The organism is Rhizobium sp. P1_C7 (genome assembly GCF_056406295.1).
On the sequence record NZ_JBFUAL010000008.1, the window covers coordinates 135,423 to 154,826 of the forward strand.

The 19,404-nt window shown below is 60.2% G+C and carries 18 protein-coding genes; 8 read left to right on the forward strand and 10 right to left on the reverse strand.

The window, feature by feature from the left end:
• Nucleotides 1-51: 51 nt before the first annotated feature.
• From AC1D2R_RS14685 to AC1D2R_RS14695, 3 genes are all read right to left on the reverse strand, one after another.
• Nucleotides 52-276, reverse strand: a complete 225-nt coding sequence (locus AC1D2R_RS14685) for an aa3-type cytochrome c oxidase subunit IV (protein WP_477967998.1) — start codon at nucleotides 274-276, stop codon at nucleotides 52-54.
• 177 nt (nucleotides 277-453) lie between these two features.
• Nucleotides 454-1,152 carry an N-acyl amino acid synthase FeeM domain-containing protein gene (locus tag AC1D2R_RS14690; RefSeq protein ID WP_477968130.1) on the reverse strand — a complete coding sequence of 233 codons (699 nt, stop codon included), beginning with the start codon at nucleotides 1,150-1,152 and terminating at the stop codon, nucleotides 454-456.
• A 212-nt stretch (nucleotides 1,153-1,364) separates the two neighbouring features.
• The gene (locus AC1D2R_RS14695) at nucleotides 1,365-3,668 is read right to left on the reverse strand and encodes a putative bifunctional diguanylate cyclase/phosphodiesterase (RefSeq protein ID WP_477967999.1); all 2,304 of its coding nucleotides are present in this window, start codon (nucleotides 3,666-3,668) and stop codon (nucleotides 1,365-1,367) included.
• A gap of 335 nt (nucleotides 3,669-4,003) precedes the next feature.
• Here AC1D2R_RS14695 and AC1D2R_RS14700 point away from each other — a divergent pair, with 335 nt between their 5' ends.
• Both AC1D2R_RS14700 and AC1D2R_RS14705 read left to right on the forward strand, forming a co-directional pair.
• Complete coding sequence (locus AC1D2R_RS14700) at nucleotides 4,004-4,543, forward strand: TRAP transporter small permease subunit (protein WP_477968000.1); 540 nt, start codon at nucleotides 4,004-4,006, stop codon at nucleotides 4,541-4,543.
• A 21-nt stretch (nucleotides 4,544-4,564) separates the two neighbouring features.
• Nucleotides 4,565-6,088, forward strand: coding sequence for a TRAP transporter large permease (locus tag AC1D2R_RS14705; protein ID WP_477968001.1), 1,524 nt, complete (start codon nucleotides 4,565-4,567; stop codon nucleotides 6,086-6,088).
• A gap of 219 nt (nucleotides 6,089-6,307) precedes the next feature.
• On the opposite strand, the gene AC1D2R_RS14710 is transcribed toward AC1D2R_RS14705, so the two are convergent.
• The gene (locus AC1D2R_RS14710) at nucleotides 6,308-7,414 is read right to left on the reverse strand and encodes a TRAP transporter substrate-binding protein (RefSeq protein ID WP_477968002.1); all 1,107 of its coding nucleotides are present in this window, start codon (nucleotides 7,412-7,414) and stop codon (nucleotides 6,308-6,310) included.
• A gap of 283 nt (nucleotides 7,415-7,697) precedes the next feature.
• On the opposite strand from AC1D2R_RS14710, the gene AC1D2R_RS14715 reads away from it, so the two are divergent.
• Complete coding sequence (locus tag AC1D2R_RS14715) at nucleotides 7,698-8,474, forward strand: gamma-glutamyl-gamma-aminobutyrate hydrolase family protein (protein ID WP_477968003.1); 777 nt, start codon at nucleotides 7,698-7,700, stop codon at nucleotides 8,472-8,474.
• A gap of 38 nt (nucleotides 8,475-8,512) precedes the next feature.
• Here the strand turns inward: AC1D2R_RS14715 and AC1D2R_RS14720 are convergent, their stop codons facing one another.
• The 3 genes from AC1D2R_RS14720 to AC1D2R_RS14730 form a co-directional block, all read right to left on the reverse strand.
• Nucleotides 8,513-9,460 carry a 2-hydroxyacid dehydrogenase gene (locus AC1D2R_RS14720; protein WP_477968004.1) on the reverse strand — a complete coding sequence of 316 codons (948 nt, stop codon included), beginning with the start codon at nucleotides 9,458-9,460 and terminating at the stop codon, nucleotides 8,513-8,515.
• 17 nt (nucleotides 9,461-9,477) lie between these two features.
• Nucleotides 9,478-10,500 (reverse strand): LacI family DNA-binding transcriptional regulator, encoded by a 1,023-nt coding sequence (locus AC1D2R_RS14725; protein WP_477968005.1) that lies wholly within the window; start codon nucleotides 10,498-10,500, stop codon nucleotides 9,478-9,480.
• 125 nt (nucleotides 10,501-10,625) lie between these two features.
• Nucleotides 10,626-11,192, reverse strand: a complete 567-nt coding sequence (locus AC1D2R_RS14730) for a MarR family winged helix-turn-helix transcriptional regulator (protein WP_477968006.1) — start codon at nucleotides 11,190-11,192, stop codon at nucleotides 10,626-10,628.
• 31 nt (nucleotides 11,193-11,223) lie between these two features.
• Here AC1D2R_RS14730 and AC1D2R_RS14735 point away from each other — a divergent pair, with 31 nt between their 5' ends.
• The 4 genes from AC1D2R_RS14735 to cysE all read left to right on the forward strand — a co-directional run bounded on the left by AC1D2R_RS14735 (nucleotide 11,224) and on the right by cysE (nucleotide 15,095).
• Nucleotides 11,224-12,015: a creatininase family protein gene (locus AC1D2R_RS14735; RefSeq protein WP_477968007.1), complete on the forward strand. Its 792-nt coding sequence runs from the start codon at nucleotides 11,224-11,226 to the stop codon at nucleotides 12,013-12,015.
• Between the two features lie 138 nt (nucleotides 12,016-12,153).
• A complete protein-coding gene (locus tag AC1D2R_RS14740) occupies nucleotides 12,154-13,281 on the forward strand; it encodes a CobW family GTP-binding protein (RefSeq protein WP_477968008.1) in 1,128 nt (375 codons plus the stop codon).
• Nucleotides 13,281-14,270, forward strand: a complete 990-nt coding sequence (locus tag AC1D2R_RS14745) for a WD40 repeat domain-containing protein (protein ID WP_477968009.1) — start codon at nucleotides 13,281-13,283, stop codon at nucleotides 14,268-14,270. Before AC1D2R_RS14740 ends, AC1D2R_RS14745 begins: the two co-directional genes overlap by 1 nt.
• A gap of 9 nt (nucleotides 14,271-14,279) precedes the next feature.
• Complete coding sequence (cysE, locus tag AC1D2R_RS14750; protein ID WP_477968010.1) at nucleotides 14,280-15,095, forward strand: serine O-acetyltransferase; 816 nt, start codon at nucleotides 14,280-14,282, stop codon at nucleotides 15,093-15,095.
• A gap of 71 nt (nucleotides 15,096-15,166) precedes the next feature.
• Here cysE and AC1D2R_RS14755 read toward each other — a convergent pair whose 3' ends face one another.
• Nucleotides 15,167-16,324, reverse strand: coding sequence for a GGDEF domain-containing protein (locus AC1D2R_RS14755; RefSeq protein ID WP_477968011.1), 1,158 nt, complete (start codon nucleotides 16,322-16,324; stop codon nucleotides 15,167-15,169).
• A 648-nt stretch (nucleotides 16,325-16,972) separates the two neighbouring features.
• On the opposite strand from AC1D2R_RS14755, the gene AC1D2R_RS14760 reads away from it, so the two are divergent.
• Nucleotides 16,973-17,107: a hypothetical protein gene (locus AC1D2R_RS14760; protein ID WP_477968012.1), complete on the forward strand. Its 135-nt coding sequence runs from the start codon at nucleotides 16,973-16,975 to the stop codon at nucleotides 17,105-17,107.
• A 136-nt stretch (nucleotides 17,108-17,243) separates the two neighbouring features.
• On the opposite strand, the gene AC1D2R_RS14765 is transcribed toward AC1D2R_RS14760, so the two are convergent.
• Both AC1D2R_RS14765 and odc2 read right to left on the reverse strand, forming a co-directional pair.
• Nucleotides 17,244-17,834 carry a GNAT family N-acetyltransferase gene (locus AC1D2R_RS14765; RefSeq protein ID WP_477968013.1) on the reverse strand — a complete coding sequence of 197 codons (591 nt, stop codon included), beginning with the start codon at nucleotides 17,832-17,834 and terminating at the stop codon, nucleotides 17,244-17,246.
• An 89-nt stretch (nucleotides 17,835-17,923) separates the two neighbouring features.
• Nucleotides 17,924-19,057: an ornithine/lysine decarboxylase gene (odc2, locus tag AC1D2R_RS14770; RefSeq protein ID WP_477968014.1), complete on the reverse strand. Its 1,134-nt coding sequence runs from the start codon at nucleotides 19,055-19,057 to the stop codon at nucleotides 17,924-17,926.
• Nucleotides 19,058-19,404 lie beyond the last annotated feature (347 nt).

The following is a 19,404-nucleotide window of genomic DNA, read 5'->3' on the forward strand; positions in this document are numbered from 1 at the left end:
GCTCAAGCGTCATTAAATTCTTTTGAAAAGTCGCCTCTCTCGTGGCAGCGCCTAGCGCAGCAGAACGATACCGGCGATAAATACAATCAGAAGAACGACAAGACCGCCGAGGAAGCCCGCACCGGTGAAGAAACCCGCCGTCATGCCGAGCAACAGGGCTACGAGAAACAGGGTGCCGTATTTCGTGGCCGCGAGGAACATGTTGTAAGTGTTTTCATGTTCCTTGTAGTCCATCGCCGCGCCAACTTCGGCAGGTCCGGTGTGATGTTCGGCCATGATATCGTCTCCCTCAAAAATCCCGGCCGACATGATGGTGCGGCCACGCGACTGCCATGCTTCCCTCGGTCCCACGAGGAACATTCCCTTGAGAGGCCATACACAAAGCGCACAGAAAGCGCAATGCATGAGAATGCCGCAGGCGAGCGGCATTCTCATGCAATTGAGCGCATGGGATCAAAGCGGCAGATCGGTTCCGAATTCGCCCTCCGGCACGAAGCGTGCGGTGGGGATAATGGTGAGCGGCGGCAAGGTATCGGCCGGATTGCGCGAGAACATCAGGCGCTGTTCACTGGCGCTGGAGATGAAGAACGGATAGCGCGTCAGGAGCTTGCGCCCGACCTCGATCACATTCGTCGCCATCAGCGTCATGTCGATGCCGTAGTTCTTCGCCAGCCGGCCGGGAACGATCGTATCGGCATAGAAGACCCGCTTGTAGAATGCGGCATGTGGCGGTCGGCAGAACTGAAGGACGCGGTCGGCACGAAAATACGCCGCGGCGACGATGCTCGGCCTCAGCGTGAGATAGGGGAGCCACGGCAGATCGACGGTCAGCTCCGGATCGGCGGCGAAGCGCGCCGGATCGATCAGGGTAAGACCGGCATCGAGGAGCGCATCCATCGCCTCGGGAAATGCGCCGGCGGACTGACTGACACGATGCTCGGGTGTCACATAATGGAGCCGTATCGTGCTCACCAGTTCGCCATAATAATACAGGCCGAAGACATGGGCATGGCTGTCGAAATCGCTGGCGTCCAAGAGGCCTTTCGGTGCGAGCGCCAACGTGTCACGGGCCTTGTAGGCCTTGTAGCGCAGCCGCTCTATCTCGACCATGTCCTCGTTGCTTTCGATGCGCCGATACTCGACATGGTCCAGAATCTCGAGAAGCTTGTTGCTGAAATCGCTTGTCGTCACAGGAGTACTCACCACAATGCCCCGTTCGTCAGTTAACGAAGCATTAATCATATGAAAATGAGACGCGGGGCAAGGAACTAAGACAATTTACGTTATATTTGAATTATTAAGGTTAACGGTCGCCGACCCATAAGCACGCTGTGCGGGCCTTTCGTTCAGTCAAATTGTGGAGGTCAGGCGACTCTGGGGCGGCGTTTCGACGACGCGCGGCGGCTCAGGTTTTGGGACAGAATAGAAATGTTCTGCGAGGGAACCGGCTGCGAGAACACGTAGCCCTGGACGAGATCGGCACTGCGGTGCTTGTTGAGAACCGCGAGCTGTTCTTGCGTTTCCACACCCTCGACAACGATCTTCAGGCCGAGCTCGCGGGCGAGGTTGACGGTCCCGCGCAGGAGCTTCAGACGGCGCGAATCCTCGACGATGTTGCGCACGAAGGACCGGTCGATCTTGACGATATCGAGCGGCAGCGTATCGAGATAACTGAGGCTGGAAAAGCCGGTGCCGAAATCGTCGATGGCGATGGTGATGCCGCGTGAGCGCAATTCGGCAAGGATCGTCCGCACGGCGGCCGGCTCGTCGATGAGGCAGCTTTCGGTCACTTCCAAGTGCAGCCGGCGGGCGTCGAGGCCTGAATGCGCAAGCGCCTCCAGGACGACCGACAGTATATCCGCGTCGCGAAGGTCGCGCGCGGAGAGATTGACTGAAACGCCAATATGATCCGGCCAGGTCATACAATCGCTGCAGGCCTTGAAGAGTATGAAACGGGTGATATCGGAGATGATGCCCATGTCTTCGGCAAGCCGAATGAAAACATCGGGCGGGATCGAGCCCTTCTCCGGATGTACCCAACGGGCCAGCGCTTCGGCACATTCGATGGATGAGCCGTCGGCCTTGAACATCGGCTGGTAGGCGACGCTCAGACCCCGGCTGTCGACGGCCTCGCGCAGATCCGCCTTCAGCTTCTGCTGCTCGATGTAGCGACCGTCCATCTCGCGTTCGAAACCGGTAATCCCGCCGCGCAGCCGCGACTTGCTTTCGAAGAGCGCGAGATCGGCCTTGATGCTCCATTCGTCCATCGCGAAGGCATCGCTTTCGAGGATGGCATAGCCGGCGCTCAACGATACCAGGAACTTGACCTCGTCGGCCTCGTAATTGCCCTGGAGATCGGCGTGCACGCGGCGGATCTCGGCTTCGAGCACATCGACGTCCTTGGCATGCGGGAAGAACAGGATGAACTGGTCGCCCATCAACCTGCCGACGATGGCCTTGCCCGAAACGGCCCTGACCTTGGCGGCAATCGCGCACAGCAGATGATCACCGGTGATGTGGCCGCGCATATCGTTGACATGCTTGAACTCGTCGATATCAAGCACCATGAAGCCGAGCGGGCCACGTTTTTTCGGGTTCCTGTCGAGATATTCCTGAACGAGATGGCCAAAATATTGCCGGTTGGGCAAGCCTGTCAGCGCATCGAAACGCACCATGTGCAGAATCTTCTGCTCCGCCTTCACACGGCTCGATACGTCTTCGAAGATCAGCACCGCGCCGCCGTCGGCGCGACGGCTGGCCGAGAACTCAAGCGACAGATCCTCGGGGAAATGAATGAGCGTTCGCGACAGCTTGCCTTCTGCAACATGCGTCATCTGACGAAGGATCAGCTCCGGCTGCGTGGAATCCATGAAGCTGTAGCGTGCGCCATAACGCAACACGGCGCCAAGGTCGCGCTCCTTCAGCCGCTCCGGATCGCCGATCTTCAGGAGTTCGCAGGCTTTGCGGTTGATCACCTGGATCCGGTTTTCCGGATCGACCATGACCAGCCCATGCGGCATGTTGTTGAGCGCCGTATCGAAACGGTCGGCGATCGATGTGATTTCCCGGCGCGCAATGACGTTTTCGTAAAGGAACTCGCGCACGCCGTTGGCCATTGCCCGCGTCGTCAGCCAGAAGGGAATGAGGAAGATCGACAGAATGCCGCGATAGAAATCCAGCGCCATCAGGCTGCAGATGATCATCGGCAGGCAGCAGGAAAACGTCTGCAGGTCTACCGCAATGCGCGAACCGTAGTTGCGGCCGACGACGGAGACCATCGTCGCCATGGTTACGGAAATGCAGGCCAGCTCCGCGAAGGAATCGCGCAGGATGAAAATGGCGTAACCGCTGGCAAAGCCGAGGAGAGTGGTGGTGCAGGCTGCGCCGGCGACCAGAATCCGCTCCCAGCGCTCTATTCCGGCGCGCGACAATGTCTCCTTGTCCACGCGATCGAACTGCCGGAAGATGGCCATGCGTGCAATGAAAACCAGGGAAATGGCGATGGACAGCACGACATAGAGGAAAGACTGCGTTTTCGCTGCGACCGCGAGAAAGGTCGCGACATGCACGATGACGCCAGCCAAAAGCGTCATGCGGTTCCCGGAAAGAGAACTTACAAACGACAGATACACATCAGTGGGTACCCTATCCGGGCTATGTGGCTTCATCCATACTTTCCCTGTGCGGCGAAACCATACCGCTAACCCTTTAAAATTTGATTTCGGGTAAACCATGGATTTGGTGGAATTTTTTGAAACCATAACGCGAATATCGTGGTTTCGTAAGTGTTTACGCAGCTTAAAGGGGATGTTTTGTCCCGAACCGGGCATAGCGCCGTGCCGCCGGAGATACAAGGCGGCAAATCGCCTCGTGCTGCTTTCGCCGGCGTATAAAACCATACTCTAACATTGGGGCATTGTCCTTCCAATTTGAAAACCCCTAGTCTAAACCACTACTAAAGGGAGAGCGTGCCGCAAAAGGCACGACAAAAAGGGGGAAAGGCATGCCGGCATTTTTGACCGTCAGCCGGCTGATCGACTCGATCAGTCAGTTCGTGGGTAGGCTGTCCGAATACTTGGTGCTCGCCTGTTGCCTGATCAGCGCCGCCAACGCGCTGATCCGTTACTCGTTCAACTACAGTTCCAACGGCTGGCTGGAAATCCAGTGGTATCTCTTCGCCTTCGTCGTCGTCCTTGGCGCTGCCCACACGTTGCGCATGAACGAGCATGTGCGCGTTGACCTGATCTACGGCGCGGTGTCGGAGAGGGCAAAGATCTGGATTGACACGATCGGTCTCATCGTCTTCCTGATTCCTGCCTGCATCTTCCTCACCTGGCTCTGCTGGCCCTTCTTCTGGGTATCGTTTCAGCAGCAGGAAGTATCGGCCAACGCCGGTGGCCTGATCCGCTGGCCAGTCAAGCTCATCCTTCTGCTGGGCTTCGGTCTCCTCACCCTGCAAGGCATTTCGGAACTGATCAAACGGATCGCCGCCCTGAGCGGCCACGTCCAGATCGACACAAAATACGAAAAGCCGCTTCAGTAGGCCCACCCGGGAGGAACACTTTTGTTTGATTTCGGCATTATTCCGCCGGCAATGTTCGTGGGCATGGTTGTCTTCATGCTCTACGGCTTTCCCGTCGCCTTCTCGCTCGCGGCCGTCGGCCTGTTCTTCGCCATTATCGGCATCGCCACAGGCCATTTCAGCGAAGCCTTCCTGCAGGCCCTGCCGCTGCGCTTCTTCGGCATCGTGTCCAACGACCTGCTGCTCGCCATTCCATTCTTCACCTTCATGGGCGCCATCCTTGAGCGCTGCGGCCTGGCGGAGGACCTGCTCGAAGGAACGGGTAAGCTCTTCGGCCGCATTCCCGGCGGCCTCGCTTATGCGGTCATCCTCGTCGGCGCCGTGCTCGGCGCGATTACCGGCACGGTTGCCGCCTCCGTCATCACCATGGGCGTGATTTCGCTGCCGATCATGCTGCGTTACGGCTACAGCCCAAGATTGGCCACCGGCGTGATCGCCGCCTCAGGGACGATCACGCAGGTCATTCCCCCCTCACTGGTGCTCGTCATCCTTGCCGACCAGCTCGGCAAGTCAGTCGGCGACATGTATCTCGGCGCAATCGGCCCCTCGATCCTGCAGGTGGCGATCTTCATGGGCTACATCCTGATCCTGTCGATCATGAAGCCAAAGTCGATGCCGCCATTGCCGAAAGAAGTCCGCGGCGATTTCACCTGGGCGCTGATCCTCAAGGTGCTGGCCGGCATGGTACCGTCGATCGTGCTGATCTTCCTCGTGCTCGGCACCATCTTCATGGGGCTCGCCACGCCGACGGAAGCCGGAGCGCTCGGCGTAGTCGGTGCCATGATCCTTGCAGCCATGCACCGCCGCCTCACCTGGCCGCTGATACGGGAGGCGATGCGCTCCACCACGCACATCACGTCCATGGTGGTGATGATCCTCATCGGCTCGACCTGCTTCAGTCTTGTCTTCCAGGGCATGGACGGCTCGCGCTGGATCGAGCACATGCTCTCGGGCATTCCCGGCGGTCCGGTCGGCTTCCTGATCTTCGCCAACATCTTCATCTTCGTATTGGCGTTCTTCCTCGATTTCTTCGAGATCGCCTTCATCGTCATCCCTATGCTGGCGCCGGTCGCATCGGCCCTCGGCATCGACCTCATCTGGTTCGGCGTGCTGATCTGCGTGAACATGCAGACGAGCTTCATGCATCCGCCCTTCGGTTTTGCGCTGTTCTACCTCCGCTCCATCGCCAGCCGCGATGTGAAGACCTCCGACATCTACATGGGAGCCCTTCCCTGGGTGGGCATGCAGCTGATCCTCGTCGCCATCGTGATCTTCTGGCCGCAGTCGGTGACCTATTGGCTCAACAAAGGTCCGCAGATCGACCCGAACTCGATCAAGATCGAAGTGCCGGGCTTCGGAGGCAACGGCCTGTCGCTGCCGCCCATGGCACCGGGCGGCGGCTCCGGTGTCCCCGGCCTCACCTTGCCCCCGATGAACGGCCTGCCAAACCAGGCGAAGCCCGCGCCTCCGCCGACCGACCTAAGCCAGCCGCCGGTGATCAAGTGACAAAAAAACCACGGACAAAATCCGTGGCTTTTCAATAGACCAAAAAGAAACTCCCTCGTCCGCCTGCCGGCAGCCCTCCTCGTCGGCGGGGAGGGATCTACCGCACGGTTGCGACGTGTCGTCGCCAGCCGGCAACTGGGAGAGCATAGGTGAGGGCCACGCGGCATGACCGCGCGCGCCCCCGGGGATTCAGACCCAAAAGGCCCCTGCCCGCCCCATTTAAAGCTTACCTGCCCGCTGCTGGATCATCATGAACGTGTCGAAGGTGTATTCCGCGAGCTGCATCCAGAGGTAGGCGTCGCGCTTGAACGCGGTCTGATCCTCGTAGATCTTCTTGAAATACGGGTTCGACGCTGAAATCTCGCCATAGATTCCAAGTGCGGCCTGAAAGCAGGCCTCCATGATCTCCTGGCTGAATGGGCGCAACGTGGCACCTTCCGCCACCAGCTGCTTCAACGCCGGCGGGTTCTTGATGTCGTACTTTGCCAGCATGTTGGTATTGGCAAAGGCACACGCATCGTTGAGTGCCGCCTGATAGTGCTTCGGCAGGCTGTTCCATTTTTCGAGATTGAAGAAGGCGTGGACTGTCGGGCCACCCTCCCACCAGCCGGGATAGTAGTAGTACTTGGCAACCTTGTGCAGCCCGAGCTTCAGATCGTCATAGGGGCCGACGAACTCGGATGCATCGATCGTGCCCTTTTCCAGCGCCGGATAGATGTCGCCGCCGGCGATCTGCTGCGGAATGACGCCGACCTTGCTGATCACCTGGCCGGCGAGGCCAGCGATACGCATCTTGACGCCCTTCAGGTCATCGAGCGTATTGATCTCCTTGCGGAACCAGCCGCCCATCTGGGCGCCGGTATTGCCGGCCGGCAGGCCATAGATGCCCTGTGTCGCGTAGAACTCGTTCATCAAGCTATTGCCATTGCCCTGATAGAACCACGCGTTGGTCAAACGTCCGTTGAGACCGAACGGGATGGCGGTGCCGATCGCGTAGGTCGGGTCCTTGCCGACGAAGTAGTACGAGCAGGTGTGGGCCGCCTCGACCGTGCCCGTGCTGACGGCATCCGCCGCCTGCAGGCCGGGAACGATTTCGCCGGCGGCAAAAGGCTGGATGGTGAAATTGCCGTCCGTCGATGCAGCAATATGCTTGGCGATATCTTCCGCCCCACCGTAGATCGTATCGAGGCTCTTCGGAAACGACGACGTCATGCGCCACGAAATCTTCGGATTTTCCTGTGCGATGGCGGGAGCCGCCAGCGCAGTTGCAGCCACCGCACCGGCGCCGGCGGTTCCTGCCTTCTTCATAAATGAACGACGATCCATCAAAAACCTCCAATTAGATGGCGCTGCGTGGCATACCCTTATCCCTGCCCGCAGCATGAAAATGAACTAAGCATGCTGACGCAAAAGCGTCTACCTCTCAATCTTGGGAGATCAAGGCGCCATTTTGAAGACAAGGGCATATCCATCCAAATCAGAAGCTTAGCGACGCTTTCAGGGAAGGTGCCGCTGGCCGTCGCAATTGCACCCACCTTGCATCGAAACGTTGACTTCGGAGCCTTTCTGGTCTTTCACATAGCCGATACCATCTTTTCCCGGGGTGAAAATGAAGCCTGTCGTCGCCGTTCCTGCAGATACCCGCATTTTCGACGGTGCCAGCTGGCATGTCGTTCAGCATCAGTATGTCCGCGCCGCGTTGAATGCCGCCGGCGTCATGGCTTTCATCATCCCTGCCTTCGAGGAAGGTTATGAGACCGATGCGATCCTCGACCGGGTGGATGGCGTTCTCGTGTCCGGTTCGGCGAGCAACGTCCACCCGTCTTTCTACGGCAGGCAGTCAACAGATGCCGACGGACCCTTCGACGTTGCCCGCGACTCGACGACGCTGCCCCTGATCCGCCGTGCGATCGACCGCGCCGTACCGCTGCTCGCCATCTGCCGCGGCATTCAGGAGCTGAACGTGGCGCTCGGCGGCACGCTCGCCAGCGAAATCCAGGAACAGCCGGGCATCTGGGACCACCGCAAGCCCGCCGACGTCGACCGCGACGGCATGTATGCGATTCGCCAGAGCGTCTTCGTCAAGGAAGGCTCCTGCATCGCCCGCATCATCGGCCCCGGCGAGGTTCAGGTGAACTCGCTGCATCGCCAGGCGATCGCGAAAACGGCGCCGCGCCTGCAGATCGAGGCCGTGGCGGAAGATGGCACGATCGAAGCCGTCTCCGTCATCGACGCCGAAGCCTTTGCCGTCGGCGTGCAATGGCACCCCGAGTACTGGGCCGAGACCGACAAGCCGTCGAATCAGATCTTCGCGGCATTCGGCGACGCCGTTCGGGATTATGCGGGCAAGAGGTCCGTGTCGCTGCTGTCGAAGGTCGTGGCCTGAGCCGAAGCCCGCCATGCCCGCAGGATCGTTCTGGGATCTTATGAGTTCGCGGGCGTTTCCGGAACCGGCGTCAGTGGCTTGCCGTTGTCGAACCACTCGATCAGATTGTCCACGACCAGGTCGGCCATCGCGTTGCGCGTCGGGACGGAGCCGGAGGCAAGATGCGGCAAAAGAACGGCATTTGGCATAGCCAAAAGGGCAGCCGGCACGTTTGGTTCGTCATAGAAGACATCGAGACCAGCGGCGCCGAGCGCGCCTGACGTCAACGCTGCTGCAAGCGCGTCCTCGTCCACCGTCCAGCCGCGGCCGACGTTGACAAAAACGCCATCGGGACCAAGCGCAGACAGGATCTCGGCATTTACCGTCTTGTGCGTCTGCGGCGTCTTCGGAACGATGGCGATCATCGTATCGACGGCTTCCGCCAGACCCTGCAACGTCGGATAGTAGTCGTAGGGAGCATCGGCGCGGCGCGAACGGGTGTGGTAGCTGATCTTCACCTTGAACGGCTCGAGGCGGGTGGCGATCTCCTGGCCGATACGGCCAAGCCCGTACAGCCCGACATGTCTGCCCTTCAGCGAAAACCGCGACAACGGATAGTTCTGCCCCGGCTTCCAGTTTCCGTCTCGCAGCCAGTTTTCGGCGCGTGGAAATTCGCGGACCGTGTTCAGAAGCAGACCGATTGCCGTATCCGCGACCTCGTCGTTCAAGACATCGGGCGTATTGGTCACCACGACGCCCTTCGAGGCTGCATGCTTGGCATCGACCCCGTCATAGCCGACGCCGAAACTGGAAATCAGCTCGACATTCGCAAGCCTGTCGATCGCCGCGGCCCCGAGCGTGCCGGAAACAGCGACGCCGCGAATGCGCTGAGCGGTCTCGGCGTCAAGCGTCAGCGCGTCCGCCTGGATGACATCGTAGCGCTGCTTCAGGCGCACAAGAACGCGCTCGTGTATATTCCCCGGGACGAGAACGGCGATGCGGGACATGGCATTTCCTCTTTGATTTATGTCCGGGCCCGATACGGGCTGGTCGATTGACGGATACGCATCTCGGGCTTGATGAGATGAATGCCGTCAGGCTCGTGACTGCCCGCCAGGCGGTCGAGAAGCGCGCGGGCGGCAAGCCGACCGACTTCTGCCTGGCCGTTCCACACGGTCGTCAGGGCCGGCATGGAGATCGAGGCTTCCTCGAGATCGTCATAGCCAGTGACGGAAATGTCCCTGCCCGGCACGAGGCCGGCGCGGGCAATCCCGTTCATCAGCCCGATGGCCACGAGATCGTTCCAGCAGACCGCCGCCGTCGGCTTTTGCGGCAGAGACAGGAAATGCACCGCCGCCTCGAAGCCCCCCTGCATCGAGCGCGGGCCAGGAATGCGAAGGCCCGGATCGACGTCTATCTCCGCTTTGCGAAGCGCATTGACATAGCCCTGGTAGCGATCGCGGCCGGTCGAGGTCTGGTCCGTACCCCCGATCATGGCGATGGAGCGATGGCCGAGGCCGATCAGGTGGTTGGTGGCAAGCGAAATGCCGTAGCTGTCGTCGCCGCGATAGGTCGGCAGGGCGGAGCCTTCCATTGAACGGGCAACCAGGATCGCTGGCATGCCGTTGTCCTCGGCAAGCTGCATGTCCTCCGGCGGCGTACCAATGGCGGGCGACATGATCACGCCGTCGCCCCCGAGCTGCAGCAGCGTCTCGATGAAGGTGCGTTGCTTTTCGACCGAGTCGTAGTGGTTGGAGAGAATGAAGGTATGGCGGCTGCGGTCGAGCTCGCTCTCAATCGCTTTCAGGATCTCGCCGTAGAACGGGTTCATGATGTCGTGCACGACCACACCGATGATGCCGGAACGCGAGGTACGAAGGCTGGCGGCGCGCCTGTTGTAGATATAGCCGAGCGCCCGCGCCTGCTCTTTGATCTTGTCTCGCGTCGTGCCTGCGACCAGCGGACTGTCGCGTAAGGCAAGAGATACGGTTGCAGTGGAAATGCCGAGCGTTTCGGCAATCGTCGACAGCTTGATCTTTTGAGCCACGTGTCCTCCCCAGGCAACGCGCGGGTTTTTCTTGGGCGCCTCGGCCATAGGAAAAGCCAAGCGCTCTTAAAATGTTTAATTAAAAGATTAAATCGGGGGAGGCAATTCGTAATTTCACAAATCTGTCAGATTTCATCCGGTTCATCCAGCGCAATGGCTTCCGTCTGCAGGTTGGCATCGATCGCCTTGAGCATTCGAACGAGATTGCGGATTTCCTTCTCCGAGAACTCCTGCGTGGCAAGCGCGTCACATACGGCCGATCCCATTTCGATGGCCTTTACGCTGCCGCGGCCAAGGGCCGTCAAGTAAACCTTGGTGAGCCGCGCATCGTCTGCGTCCGCCTTGCGCTCCAGAAAGCCCTGGGCTTCCATACGGCCGATCGTGCGCGTCATCGTCGGCGCCTTGACGCCGAGCTTCTGCGCCAGTCCACCGGCTGTCATGCCGTCGCTCTCGGCAAGAGACAGGATGACGCCGTCCTGGCCGGCGTAAAGTCCGCTATCGAGCAGATTGCGGGACAGAACGGTGCGCATGGAGCGCGCAGCCTGGGTGAGAGCCGGCGAAAGATCGGCGACCGTATACTCGGTCTGGTCCTTCTTCTTGGACTTCTGCTTCTTGCCGTCCTTGTGCTTCTTGCCCATCGCCATCCCTTTGATCTTTAAGCCTTGAAAGCGCTGCGCTATGACATTGCGCATGATCTCGTCATAAACAAGGGGCCTTAGCCGGATGATCGCGCCTACACTCGACTTCGAGGATAACGATCCGAACCTTTCGGCCGATGACCGCAGGCGCTGGATCGCCGTCCTTCCGCTTGGCGCGCACGAACAGCACGGCCCTCACCTGCCCTTCGACACGGACACGCTGATCGCCGAAGGCATCGTTGCCCGGCTCAAGACGGCGCTGCCAGCCGGACTGCCGGCGACGTTTCTGCCGACCGAGCCCGTCGGCTACTCAATCGAACATATGGATGTGGCGGGCACGCAAACCCTGAGCTACGACGAGGCAATCGATCGCTGGCTAGGGATCGCGGAGCAACTGTTCGCAGAGGGCATCCGCAAATTCGTCATGCTCAATGCCCACGGGGGCAATTCGCCGCTGATGACGATCGTTGCCACCGAGGCTCGCGTCCGCTTCGACATGCTGGCCGTCGCCACCAGCTGGAGCCGCTTCGGCATTCCCCCGGGCATCATCCCGCCGGAGGAAAAGTCAATCGACATCCACGGCGGCGACATCGAAACGTCAGTGATGCTGGCACTCGATCCAGACAAGGTCGACATGACCAGGGCTGCAAATTTCCCTTCGCGCCAGACCGAATTTGCCGCCCGCTTCCAGCATCTGCGCGCCTATGGCCCGCATGCTTTCGGCTGGAGGATGTCAGACCTCAGCACCCAGGGCGTCGCCGGCAACGCCGCCGCAGCGACTGCGGAAAAGGGCGAAGCGCTGATCGCGCACGCGGTGAAAGGCCTGGTGGAGCTGCTACAGGATGTGGATGCGTTTGATGCCTCGCAACTCGTATAGCCGCATCACCCAGGTAATGTGATCTTATAACATACAAAACCCTTTGAACTGCCGCGCTCAACTCCTTATATGAAACCGACGAAATTTCTGAGCCCTTGGCCTCCGGCTTTGGGCGAGCCCCCATCTTTCGAGGTTCTCATGACCGACGCAATCTCCACGCAGCCAAAGCCAATTCCCGTTACCGTTCTCACCGGCTACCTCGGCGCCGGCAAGACGACCTTGCTCAACCGCATCCTGTCGGAAAACCACGGCAAGAAGTATGCTGTGATCGTCAACGAGTTCGGCGAGATCGGCATCGACAACGACCTCATCGTCGAGTCCGACGAAGAGATCTACGAGATGAACAACGGCTGCGTCTGTTGCACCGTGCGCGGCGACCTGATCCGGGTCGTCGAGGGCCTGATGCGCCGCCCAGGCCGCTTCGACGGAATCATCGTCGAAACGACGGGCCTTGCCGATCCTGTGCCGGTCGCCCAGACCTTCTTCATGGACGACGACGTGCGGGCCAAGACCGAGCTCGACGCTGTCGTGGCCTTGGTGGATGCAAAGCATCTGCCGCTGCGCCTCAAGGACAGCCGCGAGGCGGAAGACCAGATCGCCTTTGCCGACGTCGTGCTGATCAACAAGATCGATCTCGTGTCGCCGGAAGAGCTGGCGCAAATCGAGGATATCGTTCGCGCCATCAACCCGTCGGCCCGCGTCTACAAGACCAGCCGTTCCGGCGTCGATCTCGCGCGCGTGCTCGATCAGGGCGCCTTCAATCTCGAGCGTGCACTGGAAAACGACCCCCATTTCCTCGATCATGACCATGACGACCACGTCTGCGGTCCGGATTGCGATCACGACCATGGCCACGACCACCATCATCATGCGGACGGTCACGACCACGGGCACGATCATCATGACCACGATCATGATCACGGGCATGAGCATCACCACCACGGCGCCGTGTCGCCGATCCATGACGTGACGGTCCAGTCGGTATCGCTTCGCGGCGGCGAAATGAACCCTGAGCGTTTCTTCCCCTGGATCCAGAAGATCACCCAGACGCAAGGGCCGAACATCCTGCGCCTGAAGGGTATCATCGCCTTCAAGGACGACGCCGAGCGCTATGTCGTTCAGGGCGTGCACATGATCGTCGAGGGCGATCACCAGCGCCCTTGGAAAGATGGCGAGAAGCGCGAGACCCGTCTCGTCTTCATCGGCCGCGAACTTGACCGCGAAAAGCTGGAAGCCTCCTTCAAGGCGTGCGAGGCAGCCGCCTGATGCCAACAGTTGCCCCGTTTGATCTCGACGGCCATATTCTGGCCGTCGAATTTCTAGGTGATATCCCCTTCTTCGCGAACGCCAGCGGCAGCTTTCATCGGCTGGACGGCGGCGAAAAGGTCTCCGAAGCCCACCAGGGCATGATCACCTGCATCCGCGACCCCTATGGCGACGGCCTGATTTCGGGCGGCGAAGACGGCAAGGTGCTGCGCATATCGGCGGACGCCGGCGTCACCGAGCTTGCCAGCGCACCGCGCAAATGGATCTCGCAGGTCGCAGCCGGCCCGCAGGGTGCCATCGCCTACTCCTTCGGCAAGAGCAGCTTCGTGCGCCTGTCCGACGGCACGACCAAGGAATTCACCGAGGAGCGCACAGTCGAGGGTCTCGCCTTTGCACCCAAGGGACTGCGAATTGCCGCTGCGCGCTACAACGGCGTCTCCATGCATTGGGTCGGCACCGCTGCAAAGCCCGTCGATCTCGAATGGAAAGGCGCCCACACCGGCGTCACCTTCTCGCCGGACGGCAATTTTCTGGTCACCACCATGCAGGAGAATGCCCTGCACGGCTGGAAGCTGGATGCCAAGCCAGGCGCTGAAGCCCGCCACATGCGCATGACCGGCTACCCCGCCAAGGTGAAATCGCTCTCCTGGTCCGCAAAGGGCAAATGGCTCGCCTCATCGGGCGCCCCCGCTGCCATCGTCTGGCCGTTCCAGGGCAAGGACGGCCCGATGGGCAAGGCGCCGCTCGAGCTCGGCACCCGCGCCAACATCATGGCGACATCCGTAAAGTTCCACCCGGCCGAGGATATCCTTGCCATCGGCTTCATCGATGGCATGATCCTGGCGGTTCGGCTCGCGGACAACAAGGAAGCCCTGCTTCGCCGCCCCGGCAAGGGCGCTATCACGTCGATGAGCTGGAACAAGGACGGAAAGCTGCTTGCCTTCGCTTCGGAAGCGGGCGATTGCGGCGTCGTCGACATCGCAGCGTAGGAAAAAGACATGCCGCAGACCGGAAACGCCCTCGCCGAGATCATCCCTGCCATTGCCAACGATCCCTCGGCGTGGGTGGCGATCGGTACGGAGGCAACCGCACTGGCCGAGCGCGAGCCCGTCCTGCGGCACCTCCTGCAATCGCAAATCATCGACGCTGAAAATAATGCTGTTATCGTCGCGCGCGTGCTCGCCTCGCGGCTTTCCGTGGCTCAGGTCGAAACGTCGGCCCTCATCGATCTGCTGGCCGGTACCCTGACGCTGGACATTCTGGCGAGTGTCGAAGCCGATCTGATGGCGGTCCGGCAGCGCGATCCGGCCTGCACCACATACCTGCATGCGCTGCTGAACCTAAAGGGCTTTCACGCGCTGCAGATTCACCGCATCGCACATGCGCTGTGGAATGCCGGCCGCGTGGAAATGGCAAGCTGGCTCGCCAATCTTGCCTCCCTGGCATTCGGCCCGGATATCCACCCGGCGGCCCGCATCGGCTCCGGCATCATGCTCGACCATGGTTCCGGCATCGTCATTGGTGAAACAGCGGTCATCGAGGACGACGTCTCCATCCTCCAGAACGTCACACTTGGCGGCACCGGAAAGGAAACCGGTGACCGGCATCCAAAAATCCGTCGCGGGGTCATGATTGGCGCCGGCGCCAAGATCCTCGGCAATATCGAGATCGGCGCCTACAGCAAGGTCGCTGCCGGCAGCGTCGTGGTGAAGACGGTTCCGGCCCACTGCACGGTCGCGGGAGTGCCGGCGGAAGTCGTGCGTATCCACCGCGCCGACGAAATCCCGGCGGAAACCATGGATCAGAATATCTGAGCTGCAGGAAACAACGCCCTGACACGGACTCGCGACGTTTGAGTCTCTGTCACAACAATGGGTTTGAGCCCTCAGGCAGCGTGTTCCTGCTCCACGAACGCTTCGACCCGGTCCCTGCCCTGGCGTTTTGAGGAATAGAGCGCCTCATCCGCTTGACTTAGGAGCCGCTCGAAATCGACATCTGACTGCCTGCTTGTTGCAACGCCGATGCTGAGTGTGGGGGACATTGCCAGCCCCGGCACGTGCGAAGCGGCAGCCGAGAAAGCCAGCCTTAGGCGTTCGGCCACGACCACGGCGCCATCCTCCGGGACATCCTTCAGCACCGCGAGGAACTCGTCGCCGCCCTGCCGGGACAGGAGATCGCCAGCGCGCAGTGCAGCCTGAGCGACCTGGGCGAAGAGCCGAAGTATGTCATCGCCGACAACATGGCCATGCCGGTCGTTCAGCTGCTTGAAATGATCGATGTCTATGGCCAGCAACGCGAGCGATTGCACCTTTGACAAGGGAAGATGCTGCATCAGGCCACCCCGGTTCAGCACGCCAGTCAGCGGATCGTGATGCGCTATCTCGACAAGTCTGTTCCTGCTGCGCTCGGCCGCCATGAGCACAATAACCATGCTGCGCAGCGCGATGAAGACCACCGCGGTCGCCGCCATCCAGCCGTGCGCTAGGCTGCTTCCAAAAGGATTCGGCCCGGCAATATCCCCTGTAGCCGCAAGAAGACCTCGAACGAGAAAGATTGCCGCTGTCGGCAAGTAGAGCCAGGCAAGGACACCGGCCGAGAAGAGTTTTTCGCGCCTGAAGATGCCGACCCCTTCTCGAAGGATTGCAAGATCGCAGAGGCAGCAAACGACGGAAACATAGAAAACCCGCGCGGACACCGCCGTCGGATCAATCGTGAAGATCAGAACGAACAGGCTGATGGAGCAAATGGCAAGCCCGCAATAGCGTTTGTCGACCGGCCGGTCAGCAAAGATTCGAACGGCGAAGAACATCAGGAGGTAGCCGGCGATCGTTGTGACGTTACCGGCATCGAATGAAACGAAAGAAGGAACCGTCCCGCGCAGGGAGACGAAGAAAGATCCGATGCCGACCAGCAAATTGCTCGCCCCCCACCAAGCGGGCCAACGTCCAAAACGCCCAGTGTAAAAGGCCGCGAGGTGAACGCTCCCCAGCACGAAGCATGTCATTGCAGAAACGACGTAGATCGTCCGCAGATCCAGAATCATCGAAATCCCCGAGATGAAGTGGTGCTGTTATATGCGGGGACGTTTGCAATTTTATTGGGAGCACCTCTAAGATTTTAAAGGTCTGTCGGTCGGGGCGTCGGGCGGGCCTCTCCCTCGCCAGCACGAAAAGCCGCGCCGGAAAAGCCTCCGTGGCAGTCTGCAGCAGTGGGAACAGGCAGGCGGTACTGCTATAGGCATTGGGCGTCATGCTGTTCGGCCCGCCCGATCACATTCGATGTTCCGGCGTCTCCAGTCCGGCAGGAGCGTCTGCCGACCTGGTTCCCCCGGTCACTCATCCAGCCTGACAGCATCTGATTCATCTTCTGCGACCGTCATCGTGCGCCGAAATATGAACGGTAGGCGTACGGGTTCATGAACCCGGCTCCCTGTCCGATGACCATCCAATCATAGAGGAACTCACGCAGGGGGAGGAAAAAGATTGCACAAAAAAATAGCTACGTGATTGAATTTGTTGCAATATCAGCAGAACAAACCATGAAATTCGTCGCCGGAGGGTCGTGGCTGAGGTGTTGCTAAAATATCGTTAATATTTACTCTCACAGTTTTTTGTTCATCTGGCGTTCAGAAAACTCTTGGGAAAGCCAGTTTTTGAGCCCACATTAAGCTCCTGAGAATAGGAGTGCATTGATGATTCTAAAAGCCACAGGGGCAGCGACGATCTTCGCAGTCTATGCTTTCACGATGTTTTTCATTGCCGCCATACCTGAAAATGTCGTTCAGACCGCCGGAACCCAGCTCGTTGACGCAAGCGTCGTCAAGTAGCCGGAAACGCCAAGAGGTACGCAGCCTGTTCAACCTATAAGGGATTACCCGCCGGCTCTTCCGGCGCCCCTGAGATCTGGTTTCCCACGATGGGATGCCACAAAATGCCTTCCCCGCCCGGGACAGGCTCGGTCGCTCAGGCGGCCCTGCGGATCGGCGCGCTGGTCAGCATCCGTCCCGACGGGACGATCATGCCGGCTGCGCCGTCAAGCCAGCCTTCGGTTAGCTCGAGCGCAAGAAAGCGCGAACGTTCGAACGGACCGGGCATGACAAGGTGCCGGGCCTTCTCTCCGAAGAAGCCGAAGCGCTCGTAATACGGCGCATCGCCGACAAGCAGGATGGCACCGTGGCCGCGGTTCTTCGCTTCAAGGATCGCCGCACGCATGAGCGCCGAACCGACACCCTTGCCTTCATAGACAGCATCGACGGCCAGCGGCCCGAGCAGCAGCGCATTGATCGGCGTGCCCTCGGCATTGACGCCGGCTTCGACGTTCCAGAGACGCACCGTGCCGATCACATGGCCGTCCTGGTCGCGCGCAACAATCGCCAAGCCTTCCGCCGGAATGCGGCTGCGGCGGATCTTTTCCGACGACTTGCTGCGGCGGTGAGGACCCATGGCGCGATCAAGCAGCGCTTCGCGCGCCACGACGTCGCCGGGATTTTCGGCGTCGATGGTGAAGACAGAGGGCGCAAAGAATGCGCGGACAGAATCAAGAACAGCGGCCATCGTGGCCTCCCGTACCCAAAACCGTTATTAGCGGCGGTGAATGGAAATTGTGAGGGTGCCGCCCCGGCTGGTTACGGGGCCGGCGCTAATTAGATGATGTAGGCCTTCAGCGGCTCGAAGCCGTTGAACGCGACCGCCGAATAGGTGGTCGTGTAGGCGCCGGTACCTTCGATCAGGATCTCGTCGCCGATCGAAAGGGAGATCGGCAGTGGATAGAGGTTCTTTTCGTAGAGCACGTCGGCCGAATCGCAGGTCGGGCCGGCAATGACGCAGGGCTCCATCTCGTCGCCGTCGCGCGTCGTGCGGATCGGGTAACGAATGGCTTCGTCCATCGTCTCGGCGAGACCGCCGAACTTTCCGATGTCGAGGAACACCCAGCGGGCAGCATCGTTGTCAGACTTCTTCGAGATCAGCACGACTTCCGTCTTGATGACGCCCGCATTGCCGACCATGCCACGGCCCGGTTCGATGATCGTCTTCGGAATCTGGTTGCCAAAGTGATCGCGAAGGCTCTGGTAGATCGCACGACCGTAAGCCTCGGCCGACGGAACGTCACGCAGGTACTTGGTCGGGAAGCCGCCTCCCATATTGACCATCTGCAGGTGGATGCCCTGCTTGGCCAACTGAACGAAGACGCGCTTGGCATCGGCAAGAGCCGAATCCCAGGCATCCACCTTGGTCATCTGCGAGCCGACATGGAAGGACACGCCGTAGGATTCCAGACCGAGCTGATGAGCATAGACAAGAACGTCGACAGCCATCTGCGGCACGCAGCCGAACTTGCGCGACAGCGGCCATTCGGCGCCTTCGCCATCGGTGAGAACGCGGCAGAACACGCGGGCACCGGGAGCGGCGCGCGAGATCTTCTCGACTTCCTCGTGGCTGTCGACCGCAAAAAGGCTGACGCCGAGCGCATGCGCACGGGCGACGTCGCGTTCCTTCTTGATCGTGTTGCCGTAGGAAATACGGGCGGCGGTAGCGCCGGCATTGAGCGCCATTTCGATTTCGGCGACGGACGCGCAATCGAAGTTGGAACCCATGTCGGCGAGCAGCTTCAGGACTTCCGGAGCCGGGTTTGCCTTGACGGCATAGTAGATCGCGCTGTCCGGCATCGCATGCCGGAAGGCGGAGAAGTTGTCGCGCACGACGTCGAGGTCGACCACGAGGCAGGGACCATCGGGACGTCGGGTTGCGAGAAAGTCGCGGATGCGCTGAGTGGTCATATCAATCCCTCTTCCAATTCCAGAGCTCCGGAAACACCGGAGGACAAAGGGCAACCAACCACTTGCGCAGGAACCAGCCGGTGGAGACCCCGGAACCTTTGCAAGCGCTTGATAGCGCGAATGATGGATCAACGCCGCGAAAGCGACATCAATCCGGCTTTGTCTGCCATGGATTGGAGGGAGTTCCCTACCGCACTTCCGGCAATGAAGGTGTGCCTCTTCAGTAACCCCCGCTGATGGAAAGCAGGGAGAGAACAAAAAGGCCCGCACCGTCGTTGCTTCAGGCGTCCTCGCATTTTCCGGTTGGCCGGAATAGCGACTGGAGGGGTTAATTCCAGGTACCTTAC

Bases quoted from the DNA above. Each gene is read 5' to 3' on its own strand.
- AC1D2R_RS14740 (WP_477968008.1), top strand. From the start codon at position 12,154: ATGACCGACGCAATCTCCACGCAGCCAAAGCCAATTCCCGTTACCGTT.
- AC1D2R_RS14710 (WP_477968002.1), bottom strand. From the start codon at position 7,414: ATGGATCGTCGTTCATTTATGAAGAAGGCAGGAACCGCCGGCGCCGGT.
- AC1D2R_RS14760 (WP_477968012.1), top strand. From the start codon at position 16,973: ATGATTCTAAAAGCCACAGGGGCAGCGACGATCTTCGCAGTCTATGCT.
- AC1D2R_RS14730 (WP_477968006.1), bottom strand. From the start codon at position 11,192: ATGCGCAATGTCATAGCGCAGCGCTTTCAAGGCTTAAAGATCAAAGGG.
- AC1D2R_RS14765 (WP_477968013.1), bottom strand. From the start codon at position 17,834: ATGGCCGCTGTTCTTGATTCTGTCCGCGCATTCTTTGCGCCCTCTGTC.
- odc2 (WP_477968014.1), bottom strand. From the start codon at position 19,057: ATGACCACTCAGCGCATCCGCGACTTTCTCGCAACCCGACGTCCCGAT.
- AC1D2R_RS14720 (WP_477968004.1), bottom strand. From the start codon at position 9,460: ATGTCCCGCATCGCCGTTCTCGTCCCGGGGAATATACACGAGCGCGTT.
- AC1D2R_RS14685 (WP_477967998.1), bottom strand. From the start codon at position 276: ATGGCCGAACATCACACCGGACCTGCCGAAGTTGGCGCGGCGATGGAC.
- AC1D2R_RS14700 (WP_477968000.1), top strand. From the start codon at position 4,004: ATGCCGGCATTTTTGACCGTCAGCCGGCTGATCGACTCGATCAGTCAG.
- AC1D2R_RS14745 (WP_477968009.1), top strand. From the start codon at position 13,281: ATGCCAACAGTTGCCCCGTTTGATCTCGACGGCCATATTCTGGCCGTC.
- AC1D2R_RS14695 (WP_477967999.1), bottom strand. From the start codon at position 3,668: ATGAAGCCACATAGCCCGGATAGGGTACCCACTGATGTGTATCTGTCG.
- AC1D2R_RS14715 (WP_477968003.1), top strand. From the start codon at position 7,698: ATGAAGCCTGTCGTCGCCGTTCCTGCAGATACCCGCATTTTCGACGGT.
- AC1D2R_RS14735 (WP_477968007.1), top strand. From the start codon at position 11,224: ATGATCGCGCCTACACTCGACTTCGAGGATAACGATCCGAACCTTTCG.
- cysE (WP_477968010.1), top strand. From the start codon at position 14,280: ATGCCGCAGACCGGAAACGCCCTCGCCGAGATCATCCCTGCCATTGCC.
- AC1D2R_RS14755 (WP_477968011.1), bottom strand. From the start codon at position 16,324: ATGATTCTGGATCTGCGGACGATCTACGTCGTTTCTGCAATGACATGC.